The sequence below is a fragment of the Stackebrandtia soli genome, assembly GCF_965137155.1.
Classification (GTDB): domain Bacteria; phylum Actinomycetota; class Actinomycetes; order Mycobacteriales; family Micromonosporaceae; genus Stackebrandtia; species Stackebrandtia soli.
Map to the genome: position 1 here is coordinate 1 of NZ_CBCRZX010000045.1, position 12,571 is coordinate 12,571.

The following is a 12,571-nucleotide window of genomic DNA, read 5'->3' on the forward strand; positions in this document are numbered from 1 at the left end:
TGGTTGGGCAAAAGTTCCGCTTGGTTGGGCAAATTGCGAAAACACGCCTGTTTCGAACATTTGCCCAACCAAGCGAGACGTTTAACCAACCAAGCGGAGAAGGGTGGGGGCGATTCGCGCGTGTCGCTACGTCGAATCCCGAGCATCGGTGTTTATGGTGACTGATTGTGGTTACGAACTCACGATTCATTCACGCGGTGGCCACTCGCCTAGGCATCGGGGTTTACGACGAAGCCTGGTTCGAGCACCGCCTCACCCTGTTCGAAGCGATCACGGTCCCCTCGATGCGCGCCCAGACCAACCAGGACTTCACCTGGCTGTTGGCGATCGACGAGCAGATGCCCTCCGCCCCGTTCGAGCGCCTCCACCGGATCGTCGCCGACGTCCCGAACGCCGAGTTCCTGCGCGTCGAGTTCAAGAGCGGGCTCAAGGACGCCGTCGCGACCTGGGCCAAGGAGCGCGCCGTCGAAGCCGGCGCCGAACACGCCCTGACGTCCCGACTCGACGACGACGACGCGCTGCACGTCGACTGCGTCGCGCGTCTCCGCGAGGAGGCCGAACGGTTCTTCATCACCGCGTCCACTCAGTACGCCGCCTTCGCCTTCACCCAGGGCTCCATGTGGATCCCCATGGAACGCCGCGGGTACACCCGCTTCCACCCCAGCCACTCCCTCGGGCTGTCCGTGCTGGAACCGGTGACCGACTGCCGGGGCATCTACGCGTGGCCGCACCAGGATCTGCTGACCCGACTCGCCCCGCGCGGCGCGTACCTGCGCGCCATCGACGGCGACGAACTGTGGTGGCTCTACACGACGCACGTCCTCGCCGACAGCGACACCGGCGACCTCAAGCGCCTGGCGAAGGTCCGCGACCACCGGTACGGCTACGACGTGGACGACGCGATGTTGGCCAGATACGGCCTCGATCCCGCCGTCATCGACGGCCTCGCCGACCTTCCACAACCGACCGTCGGTAAGCCGGTGAAGCGTCTCGCGGTGCGCGCCATCGACACCGAGCGCGAGATCACCCAGCTACGGCAGCGCCTGGCGTCGGCGGCGTCGTCCGAGGCGGCCCCGTTGCGGGCGAAGCTCGCCGAATTGGAGGCGGCCCGGCGTGAGGCGGGTTCCGGCCTGGTCGCGACCGCTCCCGCCGCGACCGGTCCGGTCGTTCCGGCGGCGCGCCAGGGCTGGCTGACCCGTCTGGGAATGAACAGGTCGAAGCGATAACCGCGAGTCGAGGGAAACAGAGGAGCATGCTGTGAGTGTTGGGTTTCTGATCACCAGCCCGTATCAGATCTTCCACTACAAACGGATCGCCGCTCATCTTCCGACCGCGGTCGCCATCGCGGAGGTCCGGGAGAAGGGCTTCGGACTGAGCGAGGAGTTCATCGGGCGGCATCTGCCGAACTGCCCCGTCGAGTGGATCTCCGAGGACAAGCTGTCCGAACTCGATGGACGGTTCGAGGCGATCATCTGCCAGACGCCGATCCTGCCGCTGCGGTTCCTCGAGAAGAGCTTCGTCGTCGCTCAGCAGTACAGCCTCGCCAAGGAGCGCTACCAGTACGGCGCCTGGCGAGCTCACGCCGATCTGAATCTCATGTACGGCAATCGTTCCCTCTCCTTCGTCTCCGGGTTCACGCGTGCCGAGGCCGTCGGGAACCCGTTGTTCGACGGCTATCGCAGGGCCGGCGCCGTGGGGGATTTCCCGACGGTGCGTCCCCGCCTGCTGTACGCCCCGACGTACGGTTCGCTCTCGTCGTTGAGTTCCGTCCTGCCGACGCTGTCGCAGGTCGACGCGGACATCACGCTGAAGTTGCACCACGCGGAGGACCGGTCGGTCCTCGCGGAGTTGCCGCGCGGCGTCGAGGTCGTCTACTCCGACAGCGATCCGGCCGAGGTGCTCGCTCGTCATGACGGGGTGCTGAGCGATGTCTCCGGTGCGGCTTTCGACGCCCTGTACGCGGGTCTGCCCGTCGTCGTGACCGGCGCCGTCGATCCGAAGAGCACCGATCTCGCCCGCCTGTCGGCGTCGGAACGGGGCGCGTCCCCGCTGTCGGACCTGACGGAGCCGTGGCAACGCGAGGGCGAGCTGATCTCCGCGTTCATCAGGGCCGCGGCGAAACTGCGGACGACCGAGTATGCGACGTTCCTCGCCGAGACCTACGCCAATCCGGGCAACGCGGGGAAGGCCGCCGCCACCGCGATCGGTCGACTGATCGAGGAGGGCCCCGGCGCGCATTTCGCGTCCGACCAGGTGCGCGAGAACATGCGCCGGTACATCGTGCGCAACCGCGCCCTGAACCGGACGTCCAAGGTCGAGCAGGGGGGCACGCCCCCGCCGGACGCGGGTGTCGTCGGCCCTCCCGACCGGCGTTTGTCCTATGTATATAGGAAGGCGCGGGCCGAGCTCGCGCAGATCGGTCCCCTGCGCAAGGCCGTCCAATGGCGTCGCGACCGCCGCCGCGCGGCCTCGGTACCCAATCCCGCCTCGGTCGTGGGCGTCGCGGAGCCACGCCCGGCGCAGCGGCGTGATCAGGTGTGGCGCACGATCGCTCCGGTGCTGAAGGCGGCCAAGGTGCGCGTCGCCCGCGACCACGACGGCCCCGGCGCGACCGTCGCGGTCCGCGTCGAGGACAAGGCGGCCCTGTACCGGGCACTTCGTTCCCTGAAGGGGAAGAAGCTGTACGTCCGGGTCGGGGTCGAGCAGCGGCTGGGCAAGCTGCATCCGTTGTCGGCGTTCACATCCCACGAACTCCACGCGGCCGATTGGATCGAGGTCGGCGGGCTCACCGAGCACGGCACCTACCAGCGCGACACCTCCGGCTACCTGTCGATCCACTTCGTCTCGCACCATCCCGAGCGACGCCGTTACCTCGCGACCCGCACGATTCCCGAGCGTCCGGACTGGACGCCGATGTTCGAGGGGTTGACTCCCGGCGAGGTTCGGGTGGGGGAGCGTCGTCCGCACCAGGCCGGCCCGATCGACGTCGTGTACACGTGGGTCGACTCGCGGGACCCGGTGTGGGAGAAGCAGCGTCGACATTGGGGTGGACGTGTCGAGAGCACGCTCGTCAGTGCCGGAAACGACGAACGGTTCGCCGACCGGGACGAACTCCGGCACTCTTTGAGATCACTGTGGATGTTCGCGCCGTTCGTGCGCAACATCTACATCGTGACGGCCGACCAACATCCGTCCTGGCTGGCCGCGGCCGATCCGCGCGTCCGAGTCGTCTCGCACAGCGAGATCTTCCCGGACCCGGATGTGCTGCCCACCTTCAATTCCCATGCCATCGAGGCCTGCCTGCACCGCATTCCCGGGCTGGCCGAGAACTTCGTGTACTTCAACGACGACGTGTTCCTCGGCCGCGAGGCCACCGAGTCCGACTTCTTCACCATCGCGGGGATGGCGAAGGTGCGGTTGTCGCCGTCGCAGTACATCTATGACGGCGAGCCGGAACCGGACGCGATCCCGACGGACTGGGCGGCCTACCACTCGGCGCGACTCATCGAGCGCGACTTCGGGTACCGCTTCGATCGTCGCCTGAAGCACGTTCCGCTGTCGTTGAAGAAGAGCGTGCTCGCCGAGATCGAGGAGCGCTACCCCGAGGAGATCCAACGGACGCGCGCGTCGCGATTCCGGTCGAGCGGCGACCTCGCGGTGCCGAGCATGTTCGCGCAGTACTACGCGATGATGACGGGCCGCGCCGTCGAATGGCAGGACCCAAAACGGTCCTATGTATACCTTGATACGGGAAAGCACGTGTCGCAGAACCGTTTCCGGTGGATCGTCGACTGGCGTCCGACGTTCTACTGCCTGAACGTCACGCGGTTCACCCAGATCGGCCTCGCCGAGCAGGCCCGCAACCTGAACGACTTCTACCAGCAGGCGCTACCGCACCCGGCGCCGTGGGAGACCGACGCCGCGGAACGGGCCCGGGCGAAGCACGACGAACGGATCGGCGCCGCCCCCTGACCCACACCCACAGATCGGGCGCGTCGCGGTGGCCAGGCCGCGGCGCGCCCGATTCGTGGTTCAGCACGTCAAGCGGTCGCCAGGATCTTGAACAACGCGTTATCGATGTCCGTCATCGTTTGGGTGTCGACTCGGGGCAGCTTCGCTGGCGTCAGCAGCCTCTTCGGATATCGGCTGACCGTGTCGGTCTCGACGACGAAGCCTTCGCCGACCTTGATGAAGAAGGGCGGCATCGCCTTGTCCGGCGCCTTGATCACGGGCATGGCCAGGACCCACGGATGATTCGGGATCTGGTTGTACATGTCTCCCGAGACGACCAGAAGAGACTCGGGGTAGGGCCGGCCTATGTCGTACACGTATCCCCGACGAATGCTCACTTTTTCGCGCGTTCCTCGGCGATGAGGTCGCGATGCCGCTGCCATGCGGCCATCTCGTCGGCCTCATCGCGGTGGCGAGCGACCTCGTCGTACGCGCGGGCGGCCTCGGACATCTGCGCGTATTCAATCGCGTCGATGATCGCCTGGTTGAGTGAGATGCCTTTGGCCTTTGCGGACTGTCGTGCCCACGTGGCGACGTCGTCAGGAAGTCTGAGTTGAGTGGTAACAGTCATGCACCTAAATTAACACCTATGCTCAGTGTTTTGATCGCGGACTTACCGTCACCGGACGTCTCGGGGCGGCATGTCCGAACGGGTCGCATCGCCCGACGGTCGGATGATCGATATGTGTCGAAGTGCGCCGATTTTGGTAACGTCATGCGCTAACCCCATCGCACGCAGCGGTCGCGGACAGCCCACCGTGAACTGGATAGGACGCCCCCATGAGCTCAGCCTCTCCCGCCCGATTGCTGACGGCGATCCGCAGCCGACGTTACTGGCGTGGCGTCGGCAAGGTCTGCGATGTGGCGCTCACCGTCGTGAACGACAGTCCATCCTGGAATGCGCGGGCGGGGTACGCGGCGGCCCGAGCCGGAAACGTCGAGCTCGCGCTCGCGCACTACGAGGCGGCGATCTTCGTCACCGAGGCCGACACCCCGGCGTTGTGGTGGCATCGAGTGGGGCGGCTGTACGCCCAACGAGGCGACACCGAGCTGGCGCTGGACGCCCAACGCATGGCATGCCTCGGCGACCCCGGCAACATCCCGTGGTGGAGGCAGCTGGAACGGGCCGCCGTCACAGCGGACGTGCCCGCCGTCTACGCGGAGGCGAACGAGGCCCTCATCCGACTCGGCGAGGGCAGTCCGTCCCGATACCGCAAACTCGCCTCGGCCCTCGAACGGATCGGCCGCTGGAGCCACGCCCAGCAGCTCCTCATCGGATACCTCCACGGCCACGGCTCCGACATCGACGCGTGGCGACAGCTCGGCGAACTGTGCCTGAACCTGCGCCGGTACGGCGGATCCTTCGACGTGGACACGTCCACCTTCGTGCCGGACGAGCTCGGCAAGTACGACCACGCCGCCATCGCCGTCGAGGCGTTCACGACGGCGCTCGCCGCCCGGCCCGGAAGGGCGGGGCTTCGCATGAAACTCGCCGACGCCCTGACCGCGGCCGGTCGCCACGCCGAGGCCTTGGAACGGTACGAGAGCGCCGTCGCGACCGTCGAATCCGCGAGCGGCCGCTGGGCCCTGTCCGCCAAGCACATCTGGCAGTTCCGCCTGGAGGCCGCTTACGCGCGCGGTGACGAGCACCGTGTCGCCGACCCACTGCTCCACTGTGTCATCTCGGAGGCACTGGGCGAGTCCGTCGTGGGTGCGCCCGGTGTGTTCGGCGCCCGGTTCGTCTTCGACGGTTTGACGATCGAGGGCTTCGTCGTCGACCCGGACGTCGAGAGCGTCGACATTTTGCTCGGTGGCGCGGTGTTGCGGCGGGTCAACGTGCTGCGCGAAGGCGCGGGGCTCGGCAAGTTCCTGTTCAAACTGCGACGTCAGACCGTCGCGATGCTGCCCCGTGAGGCGACGATCAGCGTCACAGGGAACGGGAAGGCGCTCTCCCAGCGCATCGGCGGAGCCACGATCGAACTCACGATTCCGCACGGCGACGCCCGGCTGCCCGGCGTTCTGGCCGGTGGCGGGACCGTCGACAAGAAGGGCGTGATCAGTCCGTCCTTCGACGAGACGATCGCCCGGCAGGAACGGTACCTGCGGATCTACCGCGAGGTCTCGACGTTCTTCGAGCAGACGCTGGGTCGTCCACTCTTCCTGGTGTACGGCACGCTCCTCGGCTACGTCCGGGAAGGCGACTTCATCGAGGGGGACGACGACTTCGATTGCGGATACCTCGCCGACGCGTCCGATCCGGAAGGCGTCAAGGCCGACGCTCGCGCCGTCATCACGGCCCTCATCAAGGCCGGCTTCACCGTGAGCTTCAACCGTTTGGGCCGACTGTTCCGAGTCCAGTTGGAACGCGAGGACACCGACGCCTTCCACCTCGACGTGCATCCGATCTGGTTCGAAGGACCAGATCTGTTGATGCACAACACGACGAGCTTCCCGTCGGATCTGTCGCGATTCCAGCCGGTCGAGTTCGGGAAACTGCGCGGCGAACGGGTCGCCGTTCCCGCCGACGCGGAGCACTGGCTGGAAAGCGCCTACGGCCCCGATTGGCGGACACCGGATCCCGGCTTCATCTACTACCGCGAGGACGTCGACCCGGTGGTGGAGAGGAAACTGACGGCGGCGCTCATGACGGCCGCCGAAGCGCGCGAGTTCGAGGCCGAGATCAAGGCGGAGACCGACGGAGTCGTGAGCGCCGGCCGCCTCGTCTCGATCGGCTCCAACGACCTCTACCCCCTCGGCGAGTACCTGGCTTAACGCTTGCTGCCCGATCGACCGACATGCGCCCTTCAGGCATGCGCTTCTTTTGGACGCCAAACTAAGCACGAACCACCAAACAGGAACGGAGACCCGCCGAGCCGTGGAGGGTGGCCACCGCGCGGACCCCGAGTTGCTGTTGTTGGGGGTCCTTTCGGCGGGTGGGGCCGGTTTCTCGGCTTGGTCGGTCTCCCCTGCGGGGTTACTGCAGAGCCCCAGCTGTCCCGTACGTCGGCCCACCACGTCGAAGATAGGCGCGGTGCGGTGAGGTGGCCGTCCCCAAGTCGAAGACGGGCCCGATGGGTGCGCTACAAACCGGGTGGGCGGGTGCATTGACATATCGCCATACAGTGATCACTCCATGGTGGCCTATCGTGCACGTGGTCTGGGAACGGGATGACTCCTCGGAAAGTCCATTACCGCGACGGCTTGACTGAGGAAGGTGGGTTTTGCCCGTCCCCTGCTTCATCCGCTTTAGAGGATTGTGGAGTGATGGTGTTGAGCGATATGGATGCTTCGGTGCGGTCGTGGTCGGCGGACCCGCTGGCCGTGGAGGGGCTGGGCTACTCCGTTGGCGGACGCGAGTTGTTCGCGGGGCTCGACCTCCGTGTCCCCGGTGGGGAGTCGGTGGCCGTGCTCGGGCCGTCGGGTTGTGGGAAGTCGACCCTGCTGTCGATCGTGCTAGGCCTGGTGCGACCGTCCGCCGGTTCGGTGCTCGTCGGTGGAACCGAGGTCGTCGGCCTGCACGGCAACGCCTTGGCGCGCCTGCGTGCGGACCGGATCGGGATGGTCTTCCAGTTCGGCGAGTTGCTGCCGGAGTTGTCCCCCGTCGAGAACGTGGTGCTCGCGGGGCTCTTGGCACGGCGCGACCGTTCCGGCTTGGAGGACCGCGCCCGAGACCTGTTGGGCGAGTTGGGAGTCCCCGATGCCACCACCTCCGCGACGCTGTCCGGCGGGGAACGGCAGCGGGTGGCGGTGGCTCGTGCCCTGATCAATGAGCCGGGTCTGTTGTTGGCGGACGAGCCGACGGGCGCGCTCGACGCGGCGGCGCGCGATGTGGTGGCGGAGCTGCTGTTCGCGCTGCCTGTCCGGTACGGCTGCGGCCTCGTCGTCGTGACACACGATGTCGCGACCGCGCAGCGCGCGGACCGTGTGCTGCGCCTGGATGCCGGCGCACTCGTCGCAACGGGTGATGAGGCGTCGATCGCTTGATCCTTGGCGGCGGTCGGGAGCCCTGACCACCGCCTCTTCTGATGGGTTCGTGTGGAAGGAGCGTGGTTGTGGCGGGTTTGACGGGACGATTGTTGCGGGTCGGCGCGACTGCCGGACGGCGGTCCGATTCGGGGGGCGTGCGCTTCGCGGCATTGCTGTCGGCGGTGGTCGTTCTCGGGCTGGGTCTGTTGGCAATGGTGGGTGTGCACGCCGGTTATTCCGGTGTGGAGGATCGGTCGAAGGCTGCTGAACCGACACGTGCGGAGCCGGAAGACGCGGCGCTGTTCATGTCGAACGGGGTGGACGAGCTTGCCGACGGCCAGTCTCACTCGGTGGTCTTCGTTTCGCCGTTGTCCTCGGCCGCACCGGTTCCACCTGGAGTATCCGCGTGGCCGGAACCCGGCGGGGTGCTGCTGTCGTCGGGCTTGCTCGAGGCGGGACGCGATGAGGGAATAACGGATCGCTATGGCGAGTACGCGGGTCTGATCGGTGATGTCGGTGTCGCCGACGCGATCGATCGTCTGGCCTACGTGGTCGTTGAGGAGCCGCTGGATCCCGACATGCCGGGCGTCTATGCGGTGAGCGGCTTCGGCGCGGATGCGGGTGACGGGATTCGGGCATTTCATCGCGAGGACGGTGGAGAGTGGATGTTGATGGCCCTGGTGGTGGGCCTGCTGATCGCCCCGGCTCTGGTCCTGGTGTTGGTGGCGGTGCGCCTCGGCGCGCACGCGAGGGACCGTCGGGTGGCGCTGGTGTCGGTGTTGGGCGGCCGACGTTTCGATCGTGCTTTGCTGTGCGTGGGCGAGGCGTGGCGCCCTCTCGCATGGGGCGCGGGCATTCTCACCGCGATGGCGACGGCGGTCTGGGTATGGGGACTCCGTGTGCCGGTGACCGATTATCTATTGTGGCCCATCGACGTGCGGGCCTTCGCGGTGTGGTGGTTCGGTGCCGTGGCGGCGGCACCGGTGTTGGTGCTGGCGGGTGTGGTGGTGGCGAACCGGGGTGGCTCGACGCGTGCTCGTCCGGCCGGTACTCGCCCGCTCGGTCGGACGTCGTCGCTACTGTGGCTCTGGGCGGGGCTCTGCCCCGCGGCGGTGGCGCTGGCTCTGAATCCCGGGTGGGTCGCGGAGCCGTCGACGTCTCACTATGCGTTGGTGGGCATGGGGAGCTCGGTGGCGGCGGCGGTGACCTTGCCCGCCCTCGCGACGGTCGCGGTCGCCCTGATCGGTCGGCTGCTCGGCGTCGTTGGCAATCGATGGGGGCGGCCCGGCGCGCTCGTATCGGGGAGACGACTGGCGACCCAATCCCGCCTCAACGCGCGACTCGTCGCGGGGATCGCGGTCGCGGTGGTCCTCTTCCTGCACGCGGTCGCGTGGTCCAGCAGTATCGGGTCGGTGGACGAGAAGCAGCGAGTTCGTGCCGCGGAGATCGGCCGCGAGTACTTGACGATCACGAACTGGGATTTGAACGACGGCGGCGACGGTATTCGAGCCGCCATGTTTCGCGATGTGCTTCCCTCAGAACATGCGGTGGTAGCACTACGTGTGGATGAATCGGGGGTTGACCAGCGGTTGGGATCGAACCGGATGATCCTTAGCGCGACCTGCCCCGACCTGAAGCTGTTGACGCTCCCCTGCGCGGGTCGGGTGTCCGGCGACGACATGCCGACCTGGTTGGAAGCCCGTACGCATGGCGGCTCCGGACTCATCCAGGCCGTCGACGGTCTCGACGAGGCCGTTCCCGAGAATTCGCAGACCGAGTTGCTCGTCGCCGATACCGGGGGTGAGCCGCTCGATCTCGAAATCGTGAAGGCGGCCGTCTTCGAGTCCTTCCCGTTCGGTGGTTCCGTATCCCGGTTCGAGAACATCGCCTCCGCCCACCGCGCCCCGATGACTCAGTGGATCGTACTCTTCGGCGCGATCGTCGTCCTCATTCTCGGGTGGACGGGCGTCGTCTCGGGCGCGGCGGAGTTCCTGAGGAATGGCAAGGCATTGGCTCCGTTGACGGTGCTCACCGGCGGATATCGGGTGTTCCGGGCATCGGCACTGTGGATCGTCGGCCTGCCGGTCGTGCTCGCGGCCCTCATCGCGCTCGGCGTCGGTTCCGCGACCGCCTGGTCGGTCGACCGTCAGGGCGTCGGGTACATCACGCCCACATTGCTGGGGGGAGTCATCGGTGTCGCGACGGTGTCGGCGCTCGCGATGTCGCTGTGGGCCGGTGCCGTCGCGGTCCGGCAGGCGCGGAGTTGGCGGCCGTCCGGGGCGGATTGACCACGCCCGGGGCGTCCACCTTGGGGATGGTTGTTAAATATGCGTCACTCTTTCGGGTAATGTGGATTTGCATATTCGGCGCACGGTCGGTATTGGGGGAATCCGTGGGCGCTTCGTCATCCGACTTCGTACATGTCATCGCCACCCGCCTGGGTATCGGTATCTACGACGAGGCCTGGTTCGACTACCGCTTGTCATTGTTCGAGTCGATCACCCTGCCGTCGATGATGGCGCAGACCTCGCGTGACTTCACGCTGCTGCTCGGCGTCGACAAGGCGATGCCGCCGACGGCGCGCCGTCGGCTGGACGCGATCGCGGCGCGAGCGGACAACGTCGCCCTCACCGAGGTCGAGCTCAAGTCCGACTTCAAGCGCGCCGTCACGACGTGGAGCACGAAGCGGGCCGCCGAGGCCGGGGCCGAGTGCGTGCTGACGTCGCGGCTCGACGACGATGACGCACTCCACGCCGGTGCCATGGAGCGGCTTCACGGCGAGATAGCCGACTGCATGTCGGACGGCAACCGCTTCGGCGTCTTCTCCTTCAACATGGGCACCATGTGGATCCCGAGCGAACGTCGCGGCTACACGCGCTACCACGACAGCATCGGCATCGGTCTGTCCATCCTGGAGCCCGTCGGTGAGTGCAAGACCGTCTACGCCCACCCGCACCGCAACATCAAGCAGCGCGTCACGCCCCGGGGCGCATACGTGCGCAGCATCGAGGGCGCACATCCGTGGTGGTTGTACTCCGCCCACAGCATCAGCGACTCGGACACCGGCAACCGCGAACGGCACGACCGGATCATCAACCACAAGTACGGTTATCACGTCGACGACGACATGCTCGCGAACTTCGGGCTGGACGTCGGGATGATCAACGAACTCGGTCTGATCAGCGAACCCCGGACGAAGGCGCCGACGAAGTTCCTCTCCCTGCGCGCCGTGGATCTCGAGAAGAAGATCAAGCGCCTGCGCGACGAGTCGCGCGGCCGGCCCAGCACCCTCACCCGATGGCGAATCGCACGGCTGCAACGCAAACGCCGCGCCGCCGGTTCCGGCATCGTCCAACTCTGACCGCGACGTGAAAGCTCCCGGCATCGACGCCCGCCATCCGTCGACAAGGCGACCGACCTTCCTCATGAGACCGAACCGGGTCACGAGACTCGTCGGACAATCCATCATGGAACAAATCATCAGGGGCAGTCGGCGGTCGACGCACCCGACGACGAAACGTCGGTCGTGTGGAGCCGCCGCCAGGGAGGAACGACAGTGGGTCGGCGCACGGTGCGAGGGCTGTTCAGGAGCGCCCGCCGCGAACTGATCGACGCGGTGCGGGCGCCGCGCCGGATTCACGCGGAACTGGTGCGCCTGAACCGTAGCGAGGACCGTCTGCTCGACGACGTTCGCTCGATCCGGGCGGATCTGTCCGTGCTGCGCGCGGATCTGCGCGCGCTTCGGGACGAGATGCGGACGCAGCGTCGATACCACGAGATCGCCCGGTTCGCGTACATTCGGCCCGTCATGGACGACATCTTCGACGTGATGTCCCGGCGGCAGCTGGATTTCACCGAGACCCTGTCCCACATCATCGATCGGCGGCTCAGTTACGCCCGGTTCGGCGACGGTGAGCTGCGGTTGATGGTGCGACCCGATCACGACGTGCGCTTCCAGCGCGGTTCGGCGGCGTTGCGGGACGCCCTACGTCGTGTGTTCACTTTGGATGGATATGACTCGGACCGGCTGCTCGTCGGCTTTCCGTACCCGCACCAGACGAACCTGCACTGGTGTGCGGTGTGGATGGACGTCTGGCCGAGCGTGCGTTCCCTGCTTCCCGAGCGGGGCGTGATGGGCAACAGCCATGTCACGCGCCCGATCTTCTTCGAAATGCACGGCGTCGACGGCGTCAAGCTGTGGCGGCGGGTGTGGGACGGGAAGCGGGTGTGCGTGGTGACCGGGCAGGCGTCGCGCTGCGTCTATCCCGATGAACTGTTCGACAATGCTCGATCCCTGACGACCCTGGAGTCGGTGGCGTCCGACGCGTTCGCGGACATTCCGCGCCTCGTGTCTCGGATCGCCGGTCACGACGCGGAGCTGTTCCTGATCGCGCTCGGTCCGGCCGGGACGGTCCTGGCCGGCGAACTGTCGCTGATGGATCGCTGGGCGATCGACGTCGGGCATCTGTCCAACAGCTGGGAGTTCGTCTTCGGCGGTAGTCCAACGCCGGAGAGTCTGCCCGTCCGGCGGTGAACCCGGCGCGGTGTCGCGAACATCGTGCCGTGTCGACGTACTCGGCAGTCGTTTCCGTTT

At 66.8% G+C, this 12,571-nt stretch carries 9 protein-coding genes; 7 read left to right on the top strand and 2 right to left on the bottom strand.

The features are described 5' to 3' along the window. Positions 1-197: 197 nt before the first annotated feature. Positions 198-1,226, top strand: a complete 1,029-nt coding sequence (locus tag ACM9NP_RS19795) for a glycosyltransferase (protein WP_415648245.1) — start codon at positions 198-200, stop codon at positions 1,224-1,226. A gap of 31 nt (positions 1,227-1,257) precedes the next feature. Further along, on the top strand, positions 1,258-3,972 hold the full coding sequence (locus ACM9NP_RS19800) for a stealth conserved region 3 domain-containing protein (protein WP_415648246.1): 2,715 nt from the start codon (positions 1,258-1,260) through the stop codon (positions 3,970-3,972). A 68-nt stretch (positions 3,973-4,040) separates the two neighbouring features. Here ACM9NP_RS19800 and ACM9NP_RS19805 read toward each other — a convergent pair whose 3' ends face one another. Both ACM9NP_RS19805 and ACM9NP_RS19810 read right to left on the bottom strand, forming a co-directional pair. Next, positions 4,041-4,349, bottom strand: a complete 309-nt coding sequence (locus ACM9NP_RS19805; protein WP_415648247.1) for a MazF family transcriptional regulator — start codon at positions 4,347-4,349, stop codon at positions 4,041-4,043. After that, entirely contained in the window at positions 4,346-4,582 is a 237-nt protein-coding gene (locus ACM9NP_RS19810; protein WP_415648248.1) for a hypothetical protein, read from the bottom strand. Before ACM9NP_RS19810 ends, ACM9NP_RS19805 begins: the two co-directional genes overlap by 4 nt. Positions 4,583-4,791: 209 nt before the next feature. On the opposite strand from ACM9NP_RS19810, the gene ACM9NP_RS19815 reads away from it, so the two are divergent. From ACM9NP_RS19815 to ACM9NP_RS19835, 5 genes are all read left to right on the top strand, one after another. After that, positions 4,792-6,783 carry a tetratricopeptide repeat protein gene (locus ACM9NP_RS19815; protein ID WP_415648249.1) on the top strand — a complete coding sequence of 664 codons (1,992 nt, stop codon included), beginning with the start codon at positions 4,792-4,794 and terminating at the stop codon, positions 6,781-6,783. 492 nt (positions 6,784-7,275) lie between these two features. Beyond that, positions 7,276-7,995, top strand: a complete 720-nt coding sequence (locus ACM9NP_RS19820; protein WP_415648270.1) for an ABC transporter ATP-binding protein — start codon at positions 7,276-7,278, stop codon at positions 7,993-7,995. 68 nt (positions 7,996-8,063) lie between these two features. Further along, on the top strand, positions 8,064-10,265 hold the full coding sequence (locus ACM9NP_RS19825) for a hypothetical protein (protein ID WP_415648250.1): 2,202 nt from the start codon (positions 8,064-8,066) through the stop codon (positions 10,263-10,265). Between the two features lie 104 nt (positions 10,266-10,369). Next, positions 10,370-11,338 (top strand): glycosyltransferase, encoded by a 969-nt coding sequence (locus tag ACM9NP_RS19830; RefSeq protein ID WP_415648251.1) that lies wholly within the window; start codon positions 10,370-10,372, stop codon positions 11,336-11,338. A 195-nt stretch (positions 11,339-11,533) separates the two neighbouring features. Beyond that, complete coding sequence (locus tag ACM9NP_RS19835; protein ID WP_415648252.1) at positions 11,534-12,511, top strand: GT-D fold domain-containing glycosyltransferase; 978 nt, start codon at positions 11,534-11,536, stop codon at positions 12,509-12,511. Positions 12,512-12,571: the final 60 nt, after the last annotated feature.